Below are 24,570 nucleotides of genomic sequence, written 5' to 3' on the forward strand. Positions count from 1 at the left end.
TCGGTTAGGCATACACGTGGGCATACATGGCCCTTTCTGCTGCGCTTGGATTTACGCCTTTGGTGGGAGCTTTTCCATCTCAGGAGGACGTTGTTTCAGCTCCGTCTCCCGGATTACGCGGCCAGTCGTACCATCAAGCTTAAATAGGGTCCTGCCCACGAGTAGAAACGTACTTTTGCTGTCCGCCAGGATCAAATGGCCTACCAGGCGTTCGCCCTTGTCGGTTACCACGGTATCCACAGCTTCGAGATCCCCGGCAGTTTCTAACTGGGTATACCTTTTAAAATCTGCAAGCCCCGTCCCCCTACCTTGTTGAACTCCTGCGCCAGGAGCGAAGAACGCCATAAACATGGCAATCCCTATCCATGCTGCAAGTCCAATCACTACGTTGGCCTTGGGCCTCCTCGTTATAACCGCAACAAAGAGCGCAGCAATCGCCACAAATGCGAAAGCCAGGAGGCCGGGTCCTACGATGGGCCATCGTTCCGCAGCGCCCAATGCACCAGAGAATAGACTGGTGTACCCATGCAGCAGCAGTGTTGGTGTGCTCAGTGATAGCTCGTTCTGGTCGATACCGAACTGCTGAAATCTGCCGGATAGGAGCGAGTACCCGTAGATCACCAGCGCTGCCTGCGATGCTAGCGCTCCAAATGTAATCAGTTTGAAAGCCAAGTCTGTATTGGTTTTCGCCTCCTTGGCAGCTGGGTCATCTAATGTCTCGTGATGTGCAGGGGCTGAGGAAGCAGCGACGTGGATGGGTGTAAGCAGCTCTACCCTCAGCGGTTTGTCTCTGCGCCAGAACATGGTGTTTCCTACTCCAGTGGGTGACCGGAGAAAATACCCCCGAATCTGGTGGGAGGGTAGGTCTGATATGTCGCTGGGGACCCTGGAGCATTCTTGAAGGTACGGGGCATGAAACCCGCGGGACTGAGTTAGTGGGAGGCGTTTGAAGTTACTGAAATTTCAATTGTTGAAATTGAAAGGATTTTTAAGAAAAGAGGGCATCGTTACCGTATTGGTAATGGTGCTCTTAGATGGCTCAAACGGTAGGGCAAATGCACAGATGAGCAGGAGTCCATCTGGGTTACATGTTCACTAAGCTAAGACCCCGCGGGTTTCCTAGCCCTGACCAAGGTCGCTGGAGGTGCAATCCCTTATGGGGATTGGGGGATGCTCTATAAATTTGGTGTTACAGGTGTTACGTGTGTAACATATTCATATAACTTATTGATTCGTATGAATTTTTAATGGTTACACGCCGTAGTGCTTTAGTCGGAGCTTGGTGTTACAAGCGGCTGAGGTGTTACATTTTCCGCTGCGTTTCGAATTGATCACATCGGGCAGAAGCGGTCCGTCTACTCAAGTTATCCTACTCGTGACTCTCCCTCGACAGCGCTTCACTAGCTAACATTCAGACCATAGAGCTTCGATGTGCTGCTCCCAAGCGAGGTGCTGCAGCTTCGCAAAAGAACCACGCCAGCCATACCCACGATTTACGGTGATATGCAGAAGTTCAGGGGCGCGGCGCGGTGCGGAGCAGCAGGAATAGTATTCTGGGTGCGCGGTTCCTAATATTTCAGTATCTGAGCACTAGAGCAGATGATGAGCTGCTTACTGCCCCGCGTCATTGCAACATATAGGTTTTCAGCATTCATCTTCTCCGGTTCAAGAATGATCGCTACGTCCGACTCAAGTCCTTTCAACAACAAGGTACTTCCCACGGACCTCGGGCGCGTTGTGCGGGGCGTATGCCTAAAGCGCTCTCGTTCCCTCACTGCCGCAGAGTGGAATGTCACGTTCCCGTTGACTGCCCGCAGGGCTTTAGAACACAAGCGCGTGATGTCAGGTCGGAATGCAAAAATGCCGGCGGTTTGGTAGAAAGCGTCGAGCATATCGGCGGCACTTCGATGAGACGGGACTCGTAGATAAGCCAACGCAATCTCTTCGATTCTATTGGCACCAACCAGTGCCCTTCCTGCATGGAGCGAGCGAGTTCGAGCAACTAAGTTTTTTGGGGACAGCCCAGACAGCAAATTGCCAAAGTAGGTGACTGCATGGTCCAGAGACAATTGGTCCGTTGGGTCGAATGTCGCAGCGAACTTCATAAAATCTACCATGTCGTTGGCTTCAACCATGGTTGAGCGCGACCTACGAGCGGTCTCCCACTGACTGTCCTTGTTTTTTGAGTCTGCAATGATGAGCGCCGGGCCTTCAAACCTCCGCTTTGCAGTGCCGAGGCGTGTCTCGCTCATCTCGGTGGCTGTACCTTCAAGACGAACCCACTCCACCCCCTTTGGAACTTTAGAAAGGTCAATAGAGCCACCAGCGTGACTCAGTGCTGGGCGAACTGTATTGAGAAGCCATTCGCCAAGCTCGGGCGCACCTGCATTTTTCCAGCGCCATGGCTCTGCCTCCCACATTAAAGAGGGAAAAGCAGCAACCACCTCTTTGTGCCAATCAACTACAGGGCCGGAGAAGTTGAATATAACTTGAAGAGGGTCACCTAAAACCACCGTTGGAAGTAAGTCCGCGAGCGCGAGAATCATCTCATGCTGCAGGCTTCCGCAGTCTTGGTACTCGTCAACAATTACTCGAGAATATGTCGCCGTGATGATTTTATCTGCATGGCCTGCTTTGAGAATTTCAACCGCTGCCTGCCTAATTGCCAGGTAGTTTGCATTGTTACCTTGTACCTGAAGAATAGCCGGCGAGAGACCCGAGCGTTGAGGAAGACATTGGACCAAGCGAATGGCCCAGCTATCAAGTGTCCCCACTCGTGCGGCGGTGCCGCTTACGCCGAGCTTCTTCAAACGTTGCTCTAGCGCTGATTTTCCAGCGTTAGTGTGTGTCAGTACCAGGGCGGGCTTGCTATTCTCATTTCGCATGAGCGAAAAAGCGATGAGTTGTGTTTTGCCGCACCCCGCAGGGGCGCTGACACTGCCTCTACGGTGCGAGAGGATGTCCAGCTCACCGTTATGCATCGGACCGCCTGAACAACTCAGTAATCGGACGTTTGAGCTCTGGAAAGGCGTCCTTCATCCAAGGACCAACTACTAGCTCTCCCACCATTTCCATTTTGCTGATGGACTTAAACCAGCCTTTCCGGCCCGGACCAGCTTTGGAGTCCTTCGTTGAGAGTTTAGCGGCCTTGCCCAAGATCGCTCGTTCTTCGTCTTCATACGCGGCATCTCCGCCAACCAGGCTTAACGCAGTTTCCAAGTCGAACTGTTTCTTGGATACCTCTTCCAAAGCTCCGTCGACCAACTCTTCTGAGTTGAGCTCAATCGCTAGCTTAATGAGGGCGTCTACTCCATGGTCAGGGAGCCATTTGAACAGTGCCTCCTCGAGAGCGAGAGAGTCGCCCCAAGTACAAACAATGACCCCATCCAGCTCAGCGGCGTCTTGTGCCTCTTTTGGAATAACCACATCTGCGTCCAAGAACGCTTTGGTTCGGTAGCCCCACTGGGCAAAAATCTGGGCGCGCTCCAAGATATGCTTCGGATTCTTTCCGCCAGCGTCGACAAACGCAGTTGCGTTCGCGTATGCGGATTGCCTTCCCTTCGATACTAGATATCGGTCAATACCTCTAAGAAGCCCTACTTCGCTAGCGCCTTCGCAAATAATCACAGTCCTTGCAAGAAATGCCTCTGGGTAGAGGCGGGCAACGCCCTGAATAGCGTTCTCGCTGCTAACCAATCGCATCTGGTGCTGCCCGTCTTTTTGCTTGCGAACGATCACGAGCTGGTCACCACTCAGCTCCCTCACTGCGACGGCAGAGTGGGTTGTCATGAAGACCTGAAGCGGGACCTCTGCGTCCTTGGAGCCGAGAGAGTGCAGTAGGCTGATGACTCGATGCGGTTCTAGCCCATGTTCGACCTCATCAACCAACAAGCAACTCGATGCAGAAGAAGCTTCTCGATGAAGAGCCGCAAGTAACAGACGGCTGGAACCCGTGCCAAGGTTGCGAAGGGGTACCCCGGCGTCAGAATGCAAAGCAATCGCCCCGTCTGAGAAGGATAGCGCCCTCGCATCTAGCAATGCCTGCGCCTTGTCGCCGACGTCAATGCCCATCTCCTTAGCTTTGGCCGTCACTAGATCCAGTATGTCACCGATCTTGGCTCCAGCCTTGTCACCAAACGCAAGTCGGGCCTCTCTTGCCGCCGAAACCAAGTCGTTCCCTACAGCAAGTTTTTCTTCCGACAAGCGCGCCAGCACGGAGCTCTTAGTCCATGAGAGATTGGTGCTCGAGTGATTACCAATGCGACTCGGAGCAAGCATGGCTTTGTCTTTCCACTGGAGTTGTCGCTGGTACGGATCGGACTCTGTTCGCTTCGAGTACAGTGCACGTTTGGGATCTAGGTCGTCTCCAACCAACAATTGGAGTGTCAGAACAATCTCCAGTCCGTCACCGGGCTCATCTTCGACAACACGGCTGGCAGCATTGAAACCGCGCAGAATCTCACCAAACGCGTCTAGGTCCATCAGGTGGTCCGGAAGCTCTCCTACTGTTACCCTGATGATTATCGGATTGGAAACATCCATTCCATAGAAGTCAGCGTCTGAGAATTCTATATTGCGGCGCACAGACATACAGGCTTCGATTGCATCGAGAATGGACGTCTTTCCGCTATCACCAGGTCCGATAAGGCAATTAATGCCTTCCTTAGGAGCCCAGCTAAGCTGTTGAATTCCACGAAAGTTCTGAATTTCGACATGCCGTATTCGTGCCATACCCGAGAACCCTTAGAATTGACTGTGTTTGTTAAAAAAGCGCAGGCACCACCTGCGCTCTTTGCTTCTAATCGGTTATACCTCCAGGGCTCAAAAACATATTTTGTTCTTGTCCTTTGTAAGGAGGCGGCCACTCAACGTCGTTGTTATCACCGTCGTAATGGTATTCAGTAGTTGAGAAGACTATCTGTGCACCATGGCTGACACACAATGCTTTCAAAGCACTTAAATACCGACCTAAGTCGTCATTATTTATTTCATGTTGCTTGGGGGTATCCAAAATCATAAATCTGAAGCCCATCACTCCCTTTTCAGCGAAAACTTGAAATACTGCTGCGTGATACGCGAGTACTGCTCGAATTTTCGTGCTGCCTTTTAATTGGGATATGGTTTCGACACCTAGCAGTGGGGTAAAGTCGTCTTTAAAGGTGATGTCTTTACTAACGTTGTATGTGTGTAGTAAATTGAGCCAATCTATAAAGTAGCGCCGAATGTCTGATCGTACTTTAATCAGTTCTGGTGAGTATGAGCGGTCTGCCGTAAATGATTCATAAAGAGTGAGCGCCTTATCGCGCTCCACCAGCGCCTTGAATTGTTTTTCTTCCAGCAGGGCGACTTTGTCAAGCTCGCTTAACTGATTTTGAAGTGTGAAAATCTGACTTTTTAGTCTTGTAATAGCCTCTACTAGTGTTGATATTTCGCTCTTGGTGCTTGATAAGTTACGTTCATCTACCAAAGCTTGAATGGCTACTTCTTGAGCCGTGCGTTGGCGATTCAGTTCTTCAATTCTGACTTCGTCTAGACTCGCATTCCGCTCTAGGTCTTTAATCTGGTCACGAAGATAAAGTAGATTTTTGCTATAGGCTTCGGAGCTAGAAGAGAAAAGCTGGCATAAATCGGCTCCACAAATTTCTCTGAATGATAGAAATACTCTGCGTGCTTCTTCATTGAGATTCAGAGTTTCAATTTCTGTGTTGATTTCTTGAACAATCTTACCGATTCCGAGGTTGCGCCTTTGTAATTGATTGATTTCTGAGGATACTTCTCTGATCGAGTTTCGATGATTGGATATCAAACGATCCAACGCACTAATAGAGTCATCCCTGCTCGCCCCGGCTCCTTGGAGATTTTCCACTTCAGACTCTAACTGCGATATTTCCATTACAAGATCAGATCTGGATTTTTTGATCTCCAGAGTATTGCTTTTAGCTGCCTCTACCATCCTAGAAAGAGTCTGTGTGTCTTTGTCTAAAAAGTCTAAGCGTTCTTTTGCCCTGAAACGATCTTTCTTTACGTCAAAGGAGTTTTTAACAGGCAAGTCAAAAACCATCCTCATCATCTCTGAGAATTGATCTTTAATGAATTTGCTTGGGGGGCAATAGATTTCACTATAGCCACCATCTTGATCTAAGTAGTACATGGGCAGCAACGTAGCAAGGTAAGCTGCACCAGGCTGATTGCCCACGGTAACTAAATTATGAGCGGTCAAGCCAAGCCATTCAAATATATAGCGGGAATAATCCCTCTCATTATAGAATCTTTGAGCTACGCCTGTTGGCTCTATTACCTCGACGTCTAACTCTCTACTGTATATTCGGCGTAAAAGCAGCTTACCTTTGTCAGATTCGACCGTAAGCTCTGCATGCTTGCATCGGTCATATATATCATTGCGGAAAATACTTGGAAAACCTAAACAGAAAGGAATGGACTGAACTACAGGAGTTTTCCCACACCCGTTAGGCCCAAATAGTTGAGTTATATCTCTTCCGAAAATTAAGAGGTCGGATCCCCAACCCTGCGGGCCATTTGGAAAAATTTTTAGACTTATAAGTTTCATTCCAGCTCCAAGTCAAGCTGCTTCGCAACGCATATATTTCTATAGGCTCTAGCGATATATGCGAGGTTGTATGAGAGGTCATCATCCTGGCTTGTTGCTCTAGAGATAATTTTCTTCCCTAGCTCAGTAATGGCTAGCCGACTCTGTCTGTTGTTAACTTCGATAAGAGAAGTCTTTTCGAGGAATGTTATGGCTTTTACTGTTCGAACTCTTAAGTTTGCAGACCAGCCCAAGTGTTGAGCTGATCCTTTAAATCCAGGCATGGCTCCCTCAATGCTTTCCCCAACTAGCTGGCCGACTTCAGAGACTCTTGGTTTTCTTTTGTCCTTAGCCATTAATAATACAATTAAACATATCAATGGCAGCTGGAAAAGCGCTTCGTTATTTAACTGGTGTCGACTCGGTCCGATTTCTGCAACTGGTAACGATATACTTTTGTCGGCAATTGAGGAAAAAAAGTTTTCAAAGTTCATGATTTACCTCTCACAAACGCAGAGAAAATCCCTCCTAACAGGAGATCCTCGGTAAGGTCGAATTTTAGGCCTTTTGCATCGAGTTCTGCGAGCAGGTTTTTAATTGGCATGCGTAGGTTGGTTAAAGCTAATAAGCCTTGTGGATCTACTGTATTTTTAAGCGTGGTGCCGACAAGTTCAGATATAGTTAGTAAGTCGAGTTCCTGTACGACATGCCTGGCATTTCTGAACCAAAGGTCCCAATCCGTTTTGCATTTGGAACAATACATGACCATTGAAGTGTCTGCGCCGCCTGCCTTCAATGCTCTCTGAATCATTGATGCCGACTTTATGGCACTGCTGTCACCACCTTTTACAAGGCTATAGTATGCATCTTTTGAAATGCTTAATATGGTGAGGAGATCGTCGATGGATATGCCTGCGCAGCTTTCAATGGATTCGGCATCCCAGGTTTTAATTACTCCGCTTGACTTTCTTTCTACCAAGTCAAGAAGCCGCAGTAGAATTTCTCTAAACTCAGCACGCTCTAGATCAATTTCACTGAATTCATATATTTTCTCCTTAACAATTAGTTCAAAGTAATTATCTCCATCCTTCAAGAAAGACACATCTGACTCGAATGAAAGTTTTGATAACTTTGATTTGGCTTCCTCGTGGCTATACGTGATGCAGTTATCACCAAAACATTCCGTGAATCGTTCAATAATAATTTTTGAGAATTTATTGGCAAAAGCTCCAGATTCAATGTCAGTTAATAACTCATCAACCTCATCGCTGTTATTTACATTGGTCTGGAAAATAACAGAGTTGCAGTGTTCATCAAAGACGACTGTGTGAAGTAATAGTTTTCCTATGAAACTGTCCTTGATGGAGTCAGAGCTTTGTTTGGATTGATCTTTTAGTCTGGTGTTAAGTCCAAAAACTTCGTTGATAGTCCAGTTGTGGTTTTGCTTGCCCTTTGTTTTAACTTGGTAGAATATGTAGGAAAATCCATCTTTGTCTTTTTTCCTAATGACGAAATCATCATGAAGATCGCAGTAAACCCTATCGACATTCGCACCCTCAAGTATTGAGAGAGAGGCTACCGCCGCAGACCTGACCTGAGCGCGATATCTGCTGAATGAATCTCTACCGTTTTGCTCCCTAGCTTTTTTTGTATCAAGCATACGCAGCCCGTACTTTATTGTGTATTTCCATATAAATAGCCACGGTCTTGTAGAAGTTAATGGCTTTAATGCTGGTCCCTATAGATAGCATTAATTACAAAAGTCTTCCTGACATTCACCTTAGCCCCAAAATTGGCACATTGCCATTAGCCAAACTTAACGGCTTAAGCAGCATTGGTAAAGCGCGGGAACCGCTTATTGATTTTCGAGCCTGAGGCGTCAGTACCTCATGAGGCTTCAGGGTGTTGCCCGCCCGAGATGAGGCCGGACGCTAACTGCTTGGTAGGGCTCATTTATTTGGTCGGAATCCCTTATAAGCAACCGATTGATCTTCACCTCTGATGAAGCCGCTTCCATTCAGAAAAAGCCGGCTCCAGATAATTTTTGGTGAGTAAGCGTTAGGCAGGGGTGGTGTTTTTGGTCAGATGTTGACCTGGATGAGCACCTTCCTAAATCTGATTACGACCCTTCACAATAACTGCTTCGGTCCGGCTTTCGTAAAAGGAAGGGGCGATTGACTGCTCAAATTGGCTCAACGGGTTGATCGGACTCAGGACTAATTGAAGCCCACGTCCGCCTTGCAGTGCGAGAAACTGAGAAAAGTAAACAGCCCGCGAGGGCGGGCTGTTTCGGGGTCAGGCGGCGAGTAGTTCTTCCAGAGAGATGTTACGAGCCACGGCAGCCAAATCGGAGCGCTCAAGACTCGAATCGAAGGGGCCGAAGCGAGGCACCTCTAGTCTAGACAAGGCATCACCCATTCCACCTTTTAGGTAGCTGAGGGCAAGTATTCGGGCGCCTACAGCGAGAAGTTGCTCGGTCGCAGCATTCCATTCCTCGTTGAAGGCAAACCCGACCGCGTTCAATACTGCGGTCTTGGCTTCATCTGCACGTTGGCGGGCATTCGTGATTTGAGTCTCAAGAGTATCAAGCTCGACTTGGAGAGCACTGAGGATCAGGTCTTGCCTTCTGACCTGCTCGTCCGTTGTTGCCAATTGCTTAGCCGCCTTTTGCATTTCGCCGCTTGCTGATTTTTCCCCTTCGGCGTCACCGCTTGCAAGGCTTTTGGCGTAGTACGTTGCAGCGTCGCGTTCGGCTTGTTGCGCCTTTTCCAGGGATTGATCGGCTTCTGATTGAATTGTCTGAAACCGCTCACTCAAGTGCGTTTTTTTCCGTTCCAGCGCTTCGACTTCAGCGGTTGCATCGGTCATCGCTTGAATCGCGTCAGCTTTGATCTGATCAATTTTTTCCAGCTTCTCCAGATGCTGAATTTTCTGATTAATTGATGCGAGCTCGCCTGGAATCGTATGTATGCGGGCTTTGATGCTCGAAACCTTCTCCATAGCCTCGCGACCCTCCGGGCTCCCGATTACGTTGCCATTCGCACTGAATCCGCTGGGTGCATTGCGCCATTCGGCCTCCAGTTGTGGCAGGCTTTCTTCCAGGGTTTCCAGTTCTTGAATCAAGGCGGCTTGTTGCTGTTTTAGCTGTTTCATGTTGAGTTCCTAAACGCGAAAGGTTGATTGGTTTTTTCACTGGCGGGCCAGGCCAAGGTGAGCCAGCATTCCTCGTGGCGTGGCCGGTTTTAGGCCGCCTGGGCGCCGTGATCACCTTGTTCTGGCACTGCGACAACCACATAGCAGCGCTGCAAACCCAGCCCCGGTAGTCGCACTGCGGTTGAAGCTTTGCCATCCTTTCCGGGCTCTAAAACGCCTCGTCGTAGGAGCTCTTTGTTAACCGCACTCAGGTTCATGCCTCGGAAGATTTCGGAGCGCCAGGCTTCCGGCAGTACGTAGTAGGTATTGGTAGTGTGCAAGGCATCACCCATGCCGTGTTCCATCGTCTTGCGAAAGCCCAGCCGATCAATCGTGCGTGGGCCGTGTTCGTCGATCTTGGCGGCGGCGGACTCCCAGCGGGTAAAGCGGCTTTCTCCAAACCGCTCGATGACCTGGCGCAGCCGCGCCAAAATCGCATCACCCTCGAAGTTACCGGCGCCGCCCCGCTCTGCCAGCCATGCATGCAGGCACACCCTTGCGGCGGTCGTGGCCGTGCCGTCGGGCCAACCGGTGACTCCGAAGGCAGTCGCCAACTCTCCCGCCGCTGCCGCGAGGCCGAAGCGAAGGGCGGCGCGCTGGGCTTGTCCACTGGCTGAAGCGGGCAGGTTTTGGGTGATGAACTGTTCTACCGTGCGGCGAACTATCACCGACCACCTGAGCATTTCTCCAGGCGCACACAGTGCGTGCAGGAAGGCGGTGAGGGGTGTGCCGTAGTATTTAGCGACACGGGCCTTGAGCGCATCGGAGAGGGCTGCAGCGTCCTCAAAACCATTCAGCACATCGAACATGCCGAGGCCTTTGCTGGCATCCGCTGGCACGGCAAGCATGCGCACCTCCATACCGGCTTTCAGTTCCTTGTTGGCATCCGCCATGTGCTGCGCCAATGTCTTCTCGCCGGTCGAGAGAAACAGTAAGCGCCACTCTTGCACCTGTCGGCCCGCTTGTCCCCGATCATTCGCCCGGGCCTTACCGGTGCCATTGCCGAGCATGTACACCGTCTCGCCAATAATGCGTGGGTCACACATGCCGATTTCATCCAGCACCAGGAGGCCGTCTGAGTGTGCAGCGGCGATGGACTCCAAGGCGTTATCTGTCGAGCGCCACGAACGCACCAGACGCGGCCCGCCATAAACCGAGGCGGCGACTTGTAGGTGAGTGGTCTTGCCCCCGGAGCTGTCGCCATACAGGTGGAAGCCGCCTGACTCATGCCCCAGCAGGTTTAGCAGAGGCCCTGCAAAGGCCACAGAGACGACAAACGCTAAGCGATGGTTACCAACGCACAGCGCGCCGATTTGCTGCTGCCATTGCTCCAGAGAGCCCGCCTCGCTGATCGGCGGCAACTGCGCACCGGCCTCATAAAAATGGAGGTGTTCAGCGTGTGAGCCGATTTGCTGTTCGGGCAAAAGGAAGGCGTTGTCGTGCCAACCCAAGCGCGTTACCAAACGTGCGCGCTGGGCACTGTCGAAACCGCCGAGATAGCTCTGCAGGTCATTACGGGCGTTGCGCCCCGACCGACTTCCGGCAAGGCGCAGACCCATATCTACCAGTGGGCCGAGTACGTCTTTGCCGAAGTCGCCGGTCATGGTTCGGGCCGGAATGTTCCAACGTTTTTTAGCGCCGTCCGGGTCGTCGAACTCAACCAACAAGCCCCAGTTGTGGCCCTTGTCGTCGCGAGTGCGGGCGATGATTTCCAGAGGCGAACACACAGGGCGCGCCTCACCATCGTCGCCGGAGTAAAACACCCCTTCAGCGGTCAGGCGAAAGCCGCCCGGCAATAGGTCATTTTTCGATTTCGCAGGGCGTTTAGCGGGCGCCTTGGCCTTCTGTTCTTGAGGTTCAGTTGGCTCAGCGGCACTGCCGAAAAACTCACCGCTGCGCACCAGCTCGGCGACGTGGGCAGCGGTCCAGCCTTTGGCTAACGCATCCGCTGCATCGTCGCCGTCTGCCCATTTTCCACCCTTGATGAGCGTGGGCTTTCCGCCTTTGCTGCTGGGCTTGAGCTTGAACACGTCGAGCGAGACTCGTTGTACCGAAGCGACGCCCAGCTCAATCAGCTTGAGCTCGATGGCGTCCATGCAGGCCTTGCCGCTGGCATCGTTATCCGGCCACAGCACCACATTGCGCGCTTTGAGCGCTGTCAGGTCGGCCTTGTGCCAAGAGTTGGAGCCGTTCGGCCAGCAGGTGGCTACGTAGTCCGGCATCAGCTCAGCAGCGGCATCAGCTGCTTTCTCACCCTCACACAACACTACGGGCGCATTGGCGCGCTGTGCCAGCTCATCCAGGCGCATCAACGGCCTAGGCTCAGGCAGGCCTTGCCAGCGCCATTGTGTGGTTTGCCCATCGGAGCGTTTGCACCAGGTCAACGGCGCAAAGACCTTTCGCGGTTTGCCGTCTTCATCTGGGCCCAGGTCGAAGCGATACAGCACCATGACCGGTTGGCCCTGTGCATCGCGATAGATCCACACCTTGGACGGAACACCGTGTTGTCGGTGCTTGGCAGGACACTTATTCATGGCCTCGACCGGGATCGGCTGAATCGCGATCCACTCCGGCGTTGCGTTCTTGGTCGGTGCGCTTTTGGTTGTCGCTGAACCTGCGGCAACGCTGAGCAGATCCGCCAGTTTTTTGCAGGCCTCAACGTCCGTGCCGCTATCGATATAACGCACCAGGTCGATCAGGTCGCCGCCCTTATCGCCGGTCGCAAAATCCGCCCAGGTGCCTTTGCTCAAATTGACCTTGAGCGAGCCCGCACGTTTGTCCGTGCGCGTCGGGTTTGGTGCTGTGTATTCCTTGCCGCCGTCGACGCGTTTGCCATTCGGCAGCCAATGAGTAAGTACGCGGTCGATGTTCTTCAGGGCGGCGCTTTTTACGTCGGCAAAGCTCGGACGTTTTGAGGTGTTGCCGGTGCGCTGAGTCATGGTGCGGTCCTCGACTCAAGCAGCGCCTCGTTCACGTCGTCGATAAGCGCCTTGGCCATCTCGCCGAGGTAGAACGCAGGCCAACTAAAACGCTCGCCCGCATCGCTGATGGCGGCGTCGAGGATCAATTGATTGGCGTGGTGCAGAATCTGGGAGACGGCTTCAAGTGCGTCCTCAAGCGGGATACCGGCATTGACCCGAAACAGGTTTTGGCCGTTACCGTTGGCGGGAGAAAACTCGGAGCGTCCAAGCGTATTGGAGTGCGTCACAGCGCACCGCCTTTCTGGCCCATCGGCACAGAGGAGGCGTCACCGTACATCGTGAGTGTTTTGATCAAACCCAAGGTGCCGCGCACATCCCAAATAACAGACGAAAGCACGTGGTTGGAAAGCAGCGGTTTATCGCCGTCTAAGTGGTCCTCAAGCAGCATGAGAACGGAGTCGGCACGGTCGAGCGCACAGGTGATGGCGTCGATAGGCAGGCCGGCTTCGGCGTCTTGGCTGACGCAGAGCAGATCCTCGGGTAGTGAAAAGCCTGGGAGCATGCTCATTTAGCACCCCCTGCGGCTTCCAGAGCACGAGCCTTGGACATATGGGCGTTGTAACGGGAAAGGCGTGTAGCGAGGCTGGAGTCGGCGTGTAGGGCGGCGAGAGCCATTGCTCGATGAGCAGCGGCGCGAATTTTGGACGGATTGAGGGCGTGCATGTGGTGAGCTCCTACTTTCAGACTGGAGCCGCCACCGTCCTTCCTACGGGATTGGGTGGCAGCTGTGCGCGGGGTAGGAATACCGGGATAGTAGGCACCCGGCCAGGCCGAGGCCTGCCCGCACACAGCCGCCATAACACGTAACTGCGGACGAAAAAAAACGCCGGCAGTTGTGATCTGGGCGCTGATGCGCCTACTAGTTCTCGGGTTCCTACGCCCGGTCGCTGAATTTGCAGCGACGACCGAAGAGTAACGTCCGTTTTTTGAAAGCGCAACCGTGCTGATAGCTTGCGGAATTTTTTGATGCGGCATAAATTGATTAGGCATGTAGATTTACCTCAACGCCTCCGGTTGCCGCCGGGGGCGTTTTCATTTCAGGCATGGACTTCCCAGCTCAGGGAAACAAAGGGCAAGAAGTCGCTATCTAGGCAGGTGCGTGCATCCTCGTAGGCGTCGATTTGTTGGCCTTCGTCGACGATGATTGCTTGGGGGGCTTGGCAGGGAACTGATAGTGCGCACCAGATGCCGTCTGCCCATCGCATCACCATCACGTCCCGGTTCAGGAGTTTTTGCTCTTTGCGATAGCGTTCGAAGCGTTGCATCCATCGAGGTGTAAATCCGACTGTTCTGAGTACAGAAAAGGGCTGCAAAATGGCTCTATTAGCGACTCGATTTTTCATGCTGCCAACCGGTCGCGTGCTTCGATACGGCTTTTAACCCAGCTTTGAACTTCGGAAAGGACCCAGGCAACCGGTGCACCGCGCGCGGTGCTGTTGCTCAATTTGACCGGCTGTGGGAAACCACTATCGGGACACTGCATAAGCTTGTAGATCGTCGAGCGCTTGAATCCTGTAACGATCTCAAGACGCGGCATTCGGATGAGGGTGGTGGCGGGGTCAAATGGAGTTGCTAAGTCTGGTACTGCGGAGGTGGAGTCGAAGGGGCTGGCAAAATTTGGGATGATTGGAGCGGCCGGGCGGGTGATGTTCTTTGTCACTGGTATTGCTCTCGATTGGTTTGGACTGGCGAGAGCAATGGTCTAGAGATAGGGCTTCGGTGAGCAGTTCACTTCCAATTGAAATCAATTGAAATTTTAGCTACAGCACCAAGTTGCGTTTGAGAATGGCCTCAACGCTTTTACGAGTTAGGGTTCTTTCGGTCTCAAGTGCAATCCACTCATGCCGTTGTTTTGGAGGTTTGGCGATCTCACGCTGTAGCCAAGCATGCACCTTCGTCGCGACGTTACGTTTGGACATCCCGGCTGCGCGGTAGTGACGACCCTGTTTAACTATCGCGGCGTCTCGAACGCTTATCTCCTCGTTACGGTGCATGCCGCTGATGATGCCGCCTTTTTTTCGGATGGCATTCTTAATCGCTCGGTCGGCAATGGGTCTTAGTTCATCGTCGGCAAGGCAGGGTAGGGATGTGATGGGTTCAAGATAGAAGGCGTAATCATCAAGTGTCTGAATGCGCTCATCCGGATCGACTTGAATCTCTACGAGCTCACAGTAGAGGTCCCACGGCAAGTCAGCAGGAGGTTTTGTAACGTGAGACCAAGCCTTTTGATCGGCTACCTGCATCCAGTTGGCTAACGGCTCCAGCGCTTTTACTGCACAAGCCATGATGTAGCACGCGTGAGCATCGCGCTCTGACGCCGGGTAGCAATTGCTGTACATGCGGACCCAATGCGCGAGGCGTGCTTTGGTATCGGTGGAGGCGTATTGAAAAATCGTCTCCTCATGGATCTTCGTCTGAATGCACATGCTGGCGAGATCTTTATTGATCTCGTAGCCATGAATGCGCAGACAGCATTGGTCGATCAAGCGGCAGGCGTCAGCGACCTGCTCACGGCAAAGGTCATAGAGCGGTTGCTCGGAGAGATAACTGAGCAGGCCCCGGCTTAACGCCAAGTGCAAGATGGGTTGGTGATCAGTCATCGCGAAGTGTAATCGGTACCGTGTAACGGAGAGTCCCACGCCCTGGATTCAAAGGGGCAACCAGCGAAAGCCGCTTTGTAGGCAGAGGTGCAAGAACGCCTGCCCGCAGCAGCCATGCTCTGATTTTTGGCGTTACACGCACGAGCAGTGTTACATCGGATGAACGCTAAGCTGCTCAACTGTGTAACGTACGTGAAAGCCAATGAAACCGGGCGTTTGGCGATGGGCGTTACACGAGTAACACCCGTTACACCGGTTTTAGCGGGGGGGTGGGTATATGCTCTCATACTGCCTTTCCAAATTGCCCCTTCACGACATTTCCACTTACTAGCGAATCAAGATGATCGGCGTACCACTGCATCATCACTCTGCGCTGAGGCAGGTAAACCGCTTTGTTGTACACCCCTGCTATTCCTTCCTTTGCGTGAGAGAGCTGGGCCTCAATGTGATTCTCATCGAAACCCTGCTCATTGAGTATGGTGCTCGCGATGTGACGAAAGCCGTGGCCTGTTTGCCGACCGGCATATCCTAGTCTGCGGAGCGCCATTAGAAAGACGGTGTTGCTACGGGGGATGGTCCTGTCTTTCCTGCCTGGAAATAGGAGAGGGTACGCACCTGTAAGTGTTCGTAACTCAGTGAGCGCTTCGATTGCCTGCCGAGAGAGAGGCACCACATGTTCGCGACGACGTTTCATTCGCTCGGCTGGGATCGTCCATAGCTTTTTGGAGAGATCGATTTCTGACCAGCGTGCTTCTCGGATTTCGCTCGGGCGCGATGCTAATAAGGAAAGCAAGCGAAGCCCTATACGAACGTCCTTCGCGTGAGGGTAGGAGTTGATCGCTCGAAGTAGCGCAGGCAGTTCTTCAATCGAAACGTGTGCATAGTTTTCAGCGCTACGTGATTGCAGGAATTTGCTGAGACCTTCAAGGGGGTTGTGGACGGCTCGTCCTGTTACGCGGGCCAGGTCATAGATCTCTTTGCAAAAGGCACGAACTCGGCCCATTTGTTCAATGATCCCCTTCTGCTCCATGCCGCGTAGAAACTCCATCCATTCCAGGGGCAATATTTCTGTGTATACGCGTTTTCCGAAGACGGGGAACACATGAAGCTCAAGTGCGCCAAGTACCCGTCGAGACGTACCTGATTCCCAGCTTGTGCGTCTGGCCTCAAACCACTCGCGCCCTAACGCTTCAAAGGTGTTGTTGGCAGCAACCTGGTCTGCAACCTTCCGAGCCTGCTTGCTCACCAATGGATTTTTGCCGGTCGATGCGTCTTCACGCAGTTGAGCTGCTTTCTGTCTCGCCAATGAGCCACTGATTTCCGGGTAGCCGCCGAGACCCAGCCAAGACCATTTTCCGTCTGGCTTTTTGTAGCGCAGCTCCCATGATTTCTGCCCGTTAGGTTTCACTCGGAAGTACAGGCCATTCCCGTCCTGCTCCCGATACGTTGTTTGCTCAGGCTCCAGGCCTGCAAGCGTGGTGTCTGCTAAAGGGCGACGTTTGATTTCAGTGCGCTTCACTTCCTGTATGCCTCCAGTTATAGGAATCTAAAAGCATACACGTGGGCATACACGGCGGGAAGTTATAGGGGTAGACAGGGACGGATAGCCAGAAACAAGAAAGCCCGCACAAGGCGGGCTTCTTGGGGTATTTCGTAGACTGTCTGAGACAGCCCGAGACTGCTATATGGTGCACCCGGCGGGATTCGAACCCACGACCCCTGCCTTCGGAGGGCAGTACTCTATCCAGCTGAGCTACGGATGCGATGCGGGCGCCATGATACTCATCTGGCCGGGGGGCGTCCAGTTGCAGGGCGGTGAAGGGGCAAATCAGGGCAGGGTCTTACGTCTGCGGCAGGTGGCTGTGCTGGTGTTTGTGGTCTTTTGGCAGAGTCGTCTTGTTTTGCTCATGCCAGCGCGTCAAAGCATCAGCGCCGCCTTCCGCGTGGGCAAACACCGGCAGGGTGATGATTGAAGCGAGCGCGATCCACTTGAATAACGTGTTCATTCTGCAAGTACCTTCGTGAGTGGGAATCAGGAGTCGGCAACACCGCGAAGGCGGCCGACCTTCAGGTGTTGGGCCTGGTTGCGTTTTCGTATTGCTCCAGCAACCAGGCCAGGTCTCGGTAACGTGCTGCCCACTGCTCGGCGCCCAGGCGCTGCATGGACTTGGCTGCTCTGCGTGCTTGAGCGGCGCTGATGGCGGTGTGGTCAGCCGACTGGGCCAGCCTTCTGGTGGCCGTGGCCGCGCAGCGAGCAATTGGCGAGCCGGGGGGCAGGCGACGTGTGTGGTGTTGGAGTCGTGCGAGTTCACGGCTGAGTTGGAGCGATAAATAGCCAGCCTCGCAGTCACCCTGACGGTCGGCGCCCAACAGGCTTTTCAAGGAGACGATGCGGTGCTGCTGTTGCGCTTGCCACTTGCGATGATTGAGCGTTGCTCCTCGACGCAGAAGCCGGCGCGTGGCGGTAAGCAGCGACTGTTTAAGTGCCTGCACAGTGTGCTGGGGCTTTTTGGGAACGACGTTGAACGCCAGCAGACAGATACCCATCGCGACGAACCAGGCGAGCACTTGGTTGATGAATTCGGCGAAGTCGTAATGAGCGGTCGTGCCGGTGCTGACCAGCGTGTTGAACGCAATCAGGTAGGCAATCCCGGTGAGGGCCTGTCGAGGTCGGGTGGTGGCATGAATGCCGAATGACCAGAACACCGCCAGCATCACTGCGAGCAGTGGAAAGCCATTGATCGACGGCATCAGTAAGAATTTGCACACCACTGCGGCCAACGTGGCGTAAAGGGTCCCTTTAATGAAGCCGATGACGCCTTGAACCGGGTCGGGCCCTGCAGCCGACAGGGTGCAGCAGGGCCCCAGCACCGCCAGCAGGGTGGGGCCTTGATTCCAGGCGCTCAGGTACCACACGGCGCCGGCGACCAGGGTGGCGCCCAAGGCTCGGATACCGTTGCGTATGGCGTCCTGATAGTTGCGATGAAACCCGGCCACGGCGTGGCGCGCTTGAGTGTTGCGTTCAAGGCTGGAGAAGCTGCACAGGGCGTCGTGCAGGTCCGCCAGCTGTTCACGCAGACGCTCCACCTGTAACGGCGCGCGGGCAGACTCTGCTGAAAGGTCGTCAACCGATCCTGCGCTTACAAGCACGTTGATGAGTTGTTTCACCCGATCCGCCGCCGCGGTGAAATCGAGGGTTCGGTCGGTCAACGCCTGGCCCAGGTGCCAGAGCGGGGTACTGATCCGGTTCAACCAATGCCCCGCAGCATCGCGATCGTCCAGGCGCCTGTCCATAACCGCCGATTGCAGCTGGGCGAGGCCGGTTTGAATAACCGGCAGACGCGTCCGGATAAGCACGGACTCACCCCAGCCGATGCCGAGAAGATCATCCACTCGCCCGATGTCCATCGAGAGCTGCGCGCGTCGTGAGACCAGCTCAGGCGTGTCCTCGCCCGCGAATCGATCAGACAGTTGACGTGCAGCGCGGGCAGACACGTCGACAAGCGTGTCCAGCAGCTTGCGATCAATGGTTTTTACGACTGCCCAGCGTGGCGATAAGGCTGAGGCTGAATACACCGACCACCACGGCGGTGCCTCGGGTCACGATGTGATCGAAGCCTTGTTCGGGGGCGACAATGGCGGGGCCCAACGCCAGGCACACGGTGTAGCCGGCGACGACCGCCGCCGTTGACTGGTAATGGCGCAGCACCGTCATTGCCGCCACACATAAGCCAAGCCACAGGCCGACACCCAGAATGAAGAGCAGCATCTGCTGGGCGAACATGCCCAGCAGGATAAATGCCGCAGTGATGCCGATAAGGGTTCCAACCATGCGGTTGAAACCCTTGCCGACCACCGCCCCTTGCACCGGATGCACCAGCAGGAGCACGGTGGACGCAGCCGAAAACGGCGAATCCAGTTGCAGCTCAAAACCCAGCCAGAGCGCAAGTGTCGCCGCGCCGATGCTGCGCCACACATAAGCGAACGTATCGGCCGTCCAGGGTAAAGGCAGTGAGTCGAGCACGCGCCGCAGATGCCCCACCATTACATGTACTCCTGAAGCCAGCTTATGAACCGCCAATGCGATGCCGACGTTGCCTCGACAATTTCAACGCTCGCGGTCATCCCGGCGGCCAGTTCGACCTCTGTCGGCACGTTATCCAGTTCGATGCGTACAGGTACGCGCTGGGCAAGGCGTATCCAGCTGAACGTCGGGCTGACTTGAGGTAATCCGCTGTCGCTGCGCAGCTCATTGCCGTCTGCGATCCCGCGCCCGATGCTGGCGACATGCCCCTGGAGTAATGGCGTGAACCCCATCAGCTTGATCGACGCAGGGGCGCCTTTGCGGATACGCGAAAGCTTGGTTTCTTCGAAGTAGCCGGTGACCCAGAAGCTGTGGCTATCGACCACGAAGATATTGGTCTCGCCTTGTGCCGCGTAATCGCCCGGCTGCAAACGAAGTTGAGTCACATAGCCGTCCACCGGAGAACGTATCGTGGTGCGGTCCAGATCCAGCCGGGCCCTGGCCAATTGGCCCTGTGCGGCATCGAGGCGAGCCTTGGCGACATTCAGTACGCGGGCGGCGTTGTCGATTTCCTCACGGGCAATGGCGTCACCTAGGCGAGTGCGACGTTTGAATTGTTCGTTGCGTTGCTCAAACACACTTTGCGCTTCGGCCAGCTCCGCCGCCCGTTGGCGCTGGGCCAGCAAATAGTCGCGCTGGTCGATGCGGTAGAGCAGATCGCCTCTGGACACCCATTGATTATCAGCCACCGCCAGATGTTCGACTTGGCCGGACACCTCCGGGGCTATGCGGATAACTTGAGCGCTGACTCGCCCATCGCGGGTCCAGGGCGCCAGCACGTAGGCACGCCACAGCTGCATGCACAAGGCCAGGGCGACAAGGCCCAAAGCCAGGGTCGCGCAGGTCTTCAGGTATTTGACGACAGACATGGGCGGCCTCACTTAAACCGTCAGAAACAGCGTGGCCAAAATGATCAGCAGCACAAAAAAGCGCGACAGGCTGGGATGCCAGGTCCACGCCAAGGGACCACCGACCCAATGTTTCAACGCTTGGTAGGCCAGTGCCGACGCGACCAGATAGGCCAGCAACGGAGGGATGTAGAGATTCGCAATGGACAGTTCACTCAGCATCTTCATCACCGGATATCGATAGGCCCGCAGGGCGCGGGCGGTACTTGATGAGAATGCTACGCAACAACCTGATGTGCCGATATCGACTACACTGCCAATTAATAATCAAATCCAGCCAATGTGAGAGATGCCAATGCAGGACGTTCAGCGCCAGTCACAGGAGCAGTTCGAACTGGACGACCTTTGTCAGCCCGCCGTGGCGCTGATGCTCACGACACAGCAGAACGACAAGGAGTTTCCCGTCCATAAGCACCGCAAGGGCCAGTTGGTCGTGGCGTGTCGCGGCGGCATCGTGTGTACCGTGGAAGATGGGGTGTGGATGGTGCCGTCGGGATTCGGCGTGTGGATCCCCGCTGGCGTTGCGCACAGCAACCGGGTCACAGCGAATGGGCAAGTGTGTTTTCTGCTGGTTGAGCCGGAGGTGGCTGTGCTTCCGAAGCAATGCTGCACGTTGGTGCTGTCGCCGTTGATTCTCGAACTGATCTTTCATCTCAGTGAGCAGGACCCGGCGTACCCGCCTGACTCACCCACGGCACGCTTGACCGGCGTATTGCTCGAACAACTGGAAATGGCGCGTTGCGAGCAGCTGTATTTGCCCCTTCCGGCGGCTGCCCCATTGCGTGCTATCGCCAGGGCGCTGGCACAAGACCCTTCGAACCGCTCGACCATCGGCGATTGGGCGCGTGAGGTCGCCATGAGCGAGCGTTCGTTGGCGCGACTGGTGAAAAGCGAAACGGGCCTGACCTTTGGCCAGTGGCGCAGGCAATGGCAGTTGATTGTGGCGTTGCAGAGTCTGGCGGAAGGGGAATCCGTGCAGCGCACGGCCGAAATACTGGGTTATGAGTCGGTGAGCTCTTTTATCAGTATGTTCCGAAAAACCCTGGGGGCATCGCCGGCACGTTACGTGCGCAGTACGGGCATGGCCAAGCCTGCGGCAGTGCCTACGCTGGTCAGATAACGTCGGCGAATTCGCCGTTTTCGTTCTTTTTTTCGAACATCCTATTGCCCTGTACCCCCATTGATCCTAGGATTCGTTTGAGATTTCAAACGCTCTGTCTCCCGTGCGCTTTTTCGCTTCACTCGCGCGCAGGGGCTGATTTCCCTGACGGCAGCCCACAAGGCGCCTTTCAACAACTCTAATTCGCTCCGCGTGCGCGCGGTGCTGTTAAGGAAACCCGACATGCAGCTTAAAGATGCCCAGTTGTTCCGCCAGCAAGCCTTTATCGATGGCGCTTGGGTCGATGCGGACAACGGCCAGACCATCAAGGTCAACAACCCGGCCACCGGTGAGATTCTTGGCACCGTGCCAAAGATGGGCGCCGCGGAAACCCGCCGTGCCATCGAAGCCGCCGACAAGGCGCTGCCGGCCTGGCGTGCACTGACCGCCAAGGAGCGCGCCAACAAGCTGCGCCGTTGGTTCGAACTGCTGATCGAAAACCAGGAAGACCTCGGTCGCCTGATGACCCTCGAACAAGGCAAGCCGCTGGCCGAAGCCAAGGGCGAAATCGTCTACGCCGCGTCCTTTATCGAGTGGTTCGCCGAAGAAGCCAAGCGCATCTACGGTGACGTGATCCCCGGCCACCAGCCCGACAAGCGCCTGATCGTAATCAAGCAGCCGATCGGCGTAACCGCCGCCATTACCCCGTGGAACTTCCCGGCCGCGATGATCACCCGTAAAGCCGGCCCGGCCCTGGCCGCCGGCTGCACCATGGTCATCAAGCCAGCGTCGCAAACCCCATTCTCGGCCCTGGCCCTGGTTGAGCTGGCGCACCGTGCCGGTATCCCCAAAGGCGTGCTGAGCGTGGTCACCGGCAGCGCCGGCGACATCGGCGGTGAGCTGACCAGCAACCCGATCGTGCGCAAGTTGTCCTTCACCGGTTCGACCGAAATCGGTCGCCAATTGATGGCCGAATGCGCCAAGGACATCAAGAAAGTGTCCCTGGAACTGGGCGGCAACGCGCCGTTCATCGTGTTCGACGACGCTGACCTGGATAAGGCCGTCGAAGGCGCGATCATCTCCAAGTACCGCAACAACGGCCAGACCTGCGTCTGCGCTAACCGCCTGTACATCCAGGATTCGGTGTACGACGCGTTCGCCGAAAAACTCAAGGTGGCGGTGGCCAAGCTCAAGATCGGCAACGGTCTGGAGGAAGGCACCACCACCGGCCCGCTGATCGACGAAAAAGCCGTGGCCAAGGTGCAGGAACACATCGCCGATGCCCTGAGCAAAGGCGCCAGGCTGCTGGCCGGTGGCAAGGTCATGGAAGGTAACTTCTTTGAACCGACGATCCTGGTCGACGTGCCCAAAGACGCTGCCGTGGCCAAGGAAGAAACCTTCGGCCCGCTGGCGCCGCTGTTCCGCTTCAAAGACGAAGCCGAAGTGATCGCCATGTCCAACGACACCGAGTTCGGCCTGGCTTCCTACTTCTACGCCCGCGACCTGGGCCGTGTGTTTCGCGTGGCCGAAGCCCTGGAATACGGCATGGTCGGCGTCAACACCGGGTTGATCTCCAATGAAGTGGCGCCGTTCGGCGGCATCAAGGCCTCGGGCCTGGGCCGTGAAGGGTCCAAGTACGGGATCGAGGATTACCTGGAAATCAAATACCTCTGCCTGGGCATCTAAGCCCTGCAAGAGATTGCAGTAAACGCAGAGGGCACGAGAGCGCTGACCCTTTGCGTGTTTCACATCGTTATTCGTAGTGGCCGGGAAAGCTGTGGCAGTCGATCATCGCATGCTGCCGTAGTTGCCTCCCCGCCACGTATTCCTTGGACCACGCCACCCGATGAGTGGCGAATGAGGACTTTATGAGCAAGACCAACGCATCCCTGATGAAACGCCGCGAAGCCGCTGTACCGCGCGGGGTTGGCCAGATTCACCCGATCTTCGCCGAATCGGCGAAAAACGCCACCGTGACCGACGTTGAAGGTCGCGAGTTCATCGACTTCGCCGGCGGCATCGCCGTGCTGAACACCGGCCACGTGCATCCCAAAATCATCGCCGCCGTGACCGAACAGCTGAACAAGCTGACCCACACCTGCTTCCAGGTCCTGGCCTACGAGCCTTACGTGGAGCTGTGCGAAAAAATCAACGCCAAGGTCCCAGGTGATTTCGCCAAGAAAACCCTGCTGGTCACCACCGGTTCCGAAGCCGTGGAAAACGCCGTGAAAATCGCCCGCGCCGCCACGGGCCGTGCCGGCGTGATCGCGTTCACCGGTGCCTACCACGGCCGTACCATGATGACCCTGGGCCTGACCGGTAAGGTCGTGCCTTACTCGGCCGGCATGGGCCTGATGCCCGGCGGTATCTTCCGCGCGCTGTACCCGAACGAACTGCACGGTGTGAGCATCGACGATTCGATCGCCAGCATCGAACGCATCTTCAAGAACGATGCCGAACCGCGCGATATCGCCGCGATCATCATCGAGCCGGTGCAGGGTGAAGGCGGTTTCTACGTTGCGCCGAAAGCCTTCATGCAGCGCCTGCGCGAACTGTGCGACAAGCACGGCATCCTGCTGATTGCCGACGAAGTGCAAACCGGCGCCGGCCGTACTGGTACGTTCTTCGCCATGGAACAGATGGGTGTGGCCGCCGACCTGACCACCTTCGCCAAATCCATTGCCGGCGGCTTCCCGTTGGCCGGTGTATGTGGCAAGGCCGAGTACATGGACGCCATCGCCCCAGGTGGCCTGGGCGGCACCTACGCCGGTAGCCCGATCGCCTGCGCCGCGGCACTGGCCGTAATGGAAGTATTTGAAGAAGAGCACCTGCTGGACCGCTGCAAAGCCGTCGGCGAGCGCCTGGTGTCTGGTCTGAAAGCCATCCAGGCCAAGTACCCGGTTATCGGCGAAGTGCGGGCACTGGGCGCGATGATCGCAGTCGAGCTGTTCGAAGACGGCGACAGCCACAAGCCGAACGCCGCCGCCGTAGCCGCCGTGGTGGCCAAAGCGCGCGACAAGGGCCTGATCCTGCTGTCCTGCGGCACGTACGGTAACGTACTGCGCGTGCTGGTACCGCTGACCTCGCCGGACGAGCAGTTGGACAAAGGCTTGGCGATTATCGAAGAGTGCTTCTCCGAACTCTGATAACCACCGCGCA

The 24,570-nt window shown here is 55.0% G+C and carries 20 protein-coding genes, 1 tRNA gene and 1 pseudogene; 3 read left to right on the plus strand and 19 right to left on the minus strand.

All coding sequences use genetic code 11. The annotated features are described in order from the left end of the window. Nucleotides 1-51: 51 nt before the first annotated feature. The 19 genes and pseudogenes from PSH94_RS00855 to PSH94_RS00945 all read right to left on the minus strand — a co-directional run bounded on the left by PSH94_RS00855 (nucleotide 52) and on the right by PSH94_RS00945 (nucleotide 20,480). Complete coding sequence (locus PSH94_RS00855; protein WP_305436123.1) at nucleotides 52-804, minus strand: hypothetical protein; 753 nt, start codon at nucleotides 802-804, stop codon at nucleotides 52-54. Between the two features lie 764 nt (nucleotides 805-1,568). Then, the gene (locus PSH94_RS00860) at nucleotides 1,569-2,981 is read right to left on the minus strand and encodes a UvrD-helicase domain-containing protein (RefSeq protein ID WP_305436125.1); all 1,413 of its coding nucleotides are present in this window, start codon (nucleotides 2,979-2,981) and stop codon (nucleotides 1,569-1,571) included. After that, on the minus strand, nucleotides 2,974-4,731 hold the full coding sequence (locus PSH94_RS00865) for an ATP-dependent endonuclease (protein ID WP_305436127.1): 1,758 nt from the start codon (nucleotides 4,729-4,731) through the stop codon (nucleotides 2,974-2,976). The genes PSH94_RS00860 and PSH94_RS00865 overlap by 8 nt, the downstream gene beginning before the upstream one ends. A 67-nt stretch (nucleotides 4,732-4,798) precedes the next feature. Beyond that, nucleotides 4,799-6,568, minus strand: coding sequence for a hypothetical protein (locus PSH94_RS00870; RefSeq protein WP_305436128.1), 1,770 nt, complete (start codon nucleotides 6,566-6,568; stop codon nucleotides 4,799-4,801). Then, entirely contained in the window at nucleotides 6,565-7,041 is a 477-nt protein-coding gene (locus PSH94_RS00875; protein WP_305436130.1) for a hypothetical protein, read from the minus strand. The genes PSH94_RS00870 and PSH94_RS00875 overlap by 4 nt, the downstream gene beginning before the upstream one ends. After that, nucleotides 7,038-8,207, minus strand: a complete 1,170-nt coding sequence (locus tag PSH94_RS00880; RefSeq protein WP_305436131.1) for a dsDNA nuclease domain-containing protein — start codon at nucleotides 8,205-8,207, stop codon at nucleotides 7,038-7,040. Before PSH94_RS00880 ends, PSH94_RS00875 begins: the two co-directional genes overlap by 4 nt. 635 nt (nucleotides 8,208-8,842) lie before the next feature. Beyond that, nucleotides 8,843-9,700, minus strand: a complete 858-nt coding sequence (locus PSH94_RS00885) for a hypothetical protein (protein WP_305436132.1) — start codon at nucleotides 9,698-9,700, stop codon at nucleotides 8,843-8,845. An 89-nt stretch (nucleotides 9,701-9,789) separates the two neighbouring features. After that, a complete protein-coding gene (locus tag PSH94_RS00890) occupies nucleotides 9,790-12,678 on the minus strand; it encodes a DUF927 domain-containing protein (protein ID WP_305436133.1) in 2,889 nt (962 codons plus the stop codon). Continuing rightward, on the minus strand, nucleotides 12,675-12,947 hold the full coding sequence (locus PSH94_RS00895) for a DUF3077 domain-containing protein (RefSeq protein WP_017734497.1): 273 nt from the start codon (nucleotides 12,945-12,947) through the stop codon (nucleotides 12,675-12,677). The genes PSH94_RS00890 and PSH94_RS00895 overlap by 4 nt, the downstream gene beginning before the upstream one ends. Then, complete coding sequence (locus PSH94_RS00900; RefSeq protein ID WP_305436135.1) at nucleotides 12,944-13,228, minus strand: hypothetical protein; 285 nt, start codon at nucleotides 13,226-13,228, stop codon at nucleotides 12,944-12,946. The genes PSH94_RS00895 and PSH94_RS00900 overlap by 4 nt, the downstream gene beginning before the upstream one ends. A gap of 529 nt (nucleotides 13,229-13,757) precedes the next feature. Beyond that, nucleotides 13,758-14,063, minus strand: coding sequence for a hypothetical protein (locus PSH94_RS00905; protein ID WP_305436137.1), 306 nt, complete (start codon nucleotides 14,061-14,063; stop codon nucleotides 13,758-13,760). Next, a complete protein-coding gene (locus PSH94_RS00910) occupies nucleotides 14,060-14,344 on the minus strand; it encodes an AlpA family transcriptional regulator (protein ID WP_305437707.1) in 285 nt (94 codons plus the stop codon). The genes PSH94_RS00905 and PSH94_RS00910 overlap by 4 nt, the downstream gene beginning before the upstream one ends. 136 nt (nucleotides 14,345-14,480) lie before the next feature. Next, complete coding sequence (locus PSH94_RS00915; protein WP_305436139.1) at nucleotides 14,481-15,320, minus strand: hypothetical protein; 840 nt, start codon at nucleotides 15,318-15,320, stop codon at nucleotides 14,481-14,483. 283 nt (nucleotides 15,321-15,603) lie between these two features. Next, nucleotides 15,604-16,839, minus strand: a complete 1,236-nt coding sequence (locus PSH94_RS00920) for a tyrosine-type recombinase/integrase (RefSeq protein WP_305436141.1) — start codon at nucleotides 16,837-16,839, stop codon at nucleotides 15,604-15,606. A gap of 167 nt (nucleotides 16,840-17,006) precedes the next feature. Beyond that, nucleotides 17,007-17,083, minus strand: a tRNA-Arg gene (locus PSH94_RS00925). Between the two features lie 78 nt (nucleotides 17,084-17,161). Further along, nucleotides 17,162-17,326 carry a hypothetical protein gene (locus PSH94_RS00930; RefSeq protein WP_266245383.1) on the minus strand — a complete coding sequence of 55 codons (165 nt, stop codon included), beginning with the start codon at nucleotides 17,324-17,326 and terminating at the stop codon, nucleotides 17,162-17,164. A gap of 61 nt (nucleotides 17,327-17,387) precedes the next feature. Next, nucleotides 17,388-19,365: pseudogene (locus tag PSH94_RS00935) on the minus strand (FUSC family protein). Next, nucleotides 19,365-20,273, minus strand: a complete 909-nt coding sequence (locus PSH94_RS00940; RefSeq protein ID WP_181081441.1) for an HlyD family secretion protein — start codon at nucleotides 20,271-20,273, stop codon at nucleotides 19,365-19,367. Before PSH94_RS00940 ends, PSH94_RS00935 begins: the two are co-directional and overlap by 1 nt. Nucleotides 20,274-20,285: 12 nt before the next feature. Beyond that, on the minus strand, nucleotides 20,286-20,480 hold the full coding sequence (locus PSH94_RS00945) for a DUF1656 domain-containing protein (protein ID WP_266245389.1): 195 nt from the start codon (nucleotides 20,478-20,480) through the stop codon (nucleotides 20,286-20,288). Nucleotides 20,481-20,607: 127 nt separating this feature from the next. Here PSH94_RS00945 and PSH94_RS00950 point away from each other — a divergent pair, with 127 nt between their 5' ends. The 3 genes from PSH94_RS00950 to gabT all read left to right on the plus strand — a co-directional run bounded on the left by PSH94_RS00950 (nucleotide 20,608) and on the right by gabT (nucleotide 24,557). Further along, nucleotides 20,608-21,432: a helix-turn-helix domain-containing protein gene (locus PSH94_RS00950; RefSeq protein WP_253509933.1), complete on the plus strand. Its 825-nt coding sequence runs from the start codon at nucleotides 20,608-20,610 to the stop codon at nucleotides 21,430-21,432. A 222-nt stretch (nucleotides 21,433-21,654) separates the two neighbouring features. Next, entirely contained in the window at nucleotides 21,655-23,097 is a 1,443-nt protein-coding gene (gabD, locus tag PSH94_RS00955; RefSeq protein WP_181081444.1) for an NADP-dependent succinate-semialdehyde dehydrogenase, read from the plus strand. 182 nt (nucleotides 23,098-23,279) lie between these two features. Then, complete coding sequence (gabT, locus tag PSH94_RS00960; protein WP_181081445.1) at nucleotides 23,280-24,557, plus strand: 4-aminobutyrate--2-oxoglutarate transaminase; 1,278 nt, start codon at nucleotides 23,280-23,282, stop codon at nucleotides 24,555-24,557. Nucleotides 24,558-24,570 lie beyond the last annotated feature (13 nt).

The sequence above is a fragment of the Pseudomonas sp. FP2254 genome, from assembly GCF_030687695.1.
Taxonomy (GTDB): domain Bacteria; phylum Pseudomonadota; class Gammaproteobacteria; order Pseudomonadales; family Pseudomonadaceae; genus Aquipseudomonas; species Aquipseudomonas quebecensis.

Excerpts from the sequence above, each read along its gene's own strand:
- gabD (WP_181081444.1), top strand. The coding sequence starts at position 21,655 with ATGCAGCTTAAAGATGCCCAGTTGTTCCGCCAGCAAGCCTTTATCGAT.
- PSH94_RS00870 (WP_305436128.1), bottom strand. The coding sequence starts at position 6,568 with ATGAAACTTATAAGTCTAAAAATTTTTCCAAATGGCCCGCAGGGTTGG.
- PSH94_RS00945 (WP_266245389.1), bottom strand. The coding sequence starts at position 20,480 with ATGAAGATGCTGAGTGAACTGTCCATTGCGAATCTCTACATCCCTCCG.
- PSH94_RS00905 (WP_305436137.1), bottom strand. The coding sequence starts at position 14,063 with ATGAAAAATCGAGTCGCTAATAGAGCCATTTTGCAGCCCTTTTCTGTA.
- PSH94_RS00860 (WP_305436125.1), bottom strand. The coding sequence starts at position 2,981 with ATGCATAACGGTGAGCTGGACATCCTCTCGCACCGTAGAGGCAGTGTC.
- PSH94_RS00915 (WP_305436139.1), bottom strand. The coding sequence starts at position 15,320 with ATGACTGATCACCAACCCATCTTGCACTTGGCGTTAAGCCGGGGCCTG.
- PSH94_RS00875 (WP_305436130.1), bottom strand. The coding sequence starts at position 7,041 with ATGAACTTTGAAAACTTTTTTTCCTCAATTGCCGACAAAAGTATATCG.
- PSH94_RS00865 (WP_305436127.1), bottom strand. The coding sequence starts at position 4,731 with ATGGCACGAATACGGCATGTCGAAATTCAGAACTTTCGTGGAATTCAA.
- PSH94_RS00940 (WP_181081441.1), bottom strand. The coding sequence starts at position 20,273 with ATGTCTGTCGTCAAATACCTGAAGACCTGCGCGACCCTGGCTTTGGGC.
- PSH94_RS00930 (WP_266245383.1), bottom strand. The coding sequence starts at position 17,326 with ATGAACACGTTATTCAAGTGGATCGCGCTCGCTTCAATCATCACCCTG.
- PSH94_RS00950 (WP_253509933.1), top strand. The coding sequence starts at position 20,608 with ATGCAGGACGTTCAGCGCCAGTCACAGGAGCAGTTCGAACTGGACGAC.
- PSH94_RS00885 (WP_305436132.1), bottom strand. The coding sequence starts at position 9,700 with ATGAAACAGCTAAAACAGCAACAAGCCGCCTTGATTCAAGAACTGGAA.
- PSH94_RS00855 (WP_305436123.1), bottom strand. The coding sequence starts at position 804 with ATGTTCTGGCGCAGAGACAAACCGCTGAGGGTAGAGCTGCTTACACCC.
- PSH94_RS00880 (WP_305436131.1), bottom strand. The coding sequence starts at position 8,207 with ATGCTTGATACAAAAAAAGCTAGGGAGCAAAACGGTAGAGATTCATTC.
- gabT (WP_181081445.1), top strand. The coding sequence starts at position 23,280 with ATGAGCAAGACCAACGCATCCCTGATGAAACGCCGCGAAGCCGCTGTA.
- PSH94_RS00900 (WP_305436135.1), bottom strand. The coding sequence starts at position 13,228 with ATGAGCATGCTCCCAGGCTTTTCACTACCCGAGGATCTGCTCTGCGTC.
- PSH94_RS00890 (WP_305436133.1), bottom strand. The coding sequence starts at position 12,678 with ATGACTCAGCGCACCGGCAACACCTCAAAACGTCCGAGCTTTGCCGAC.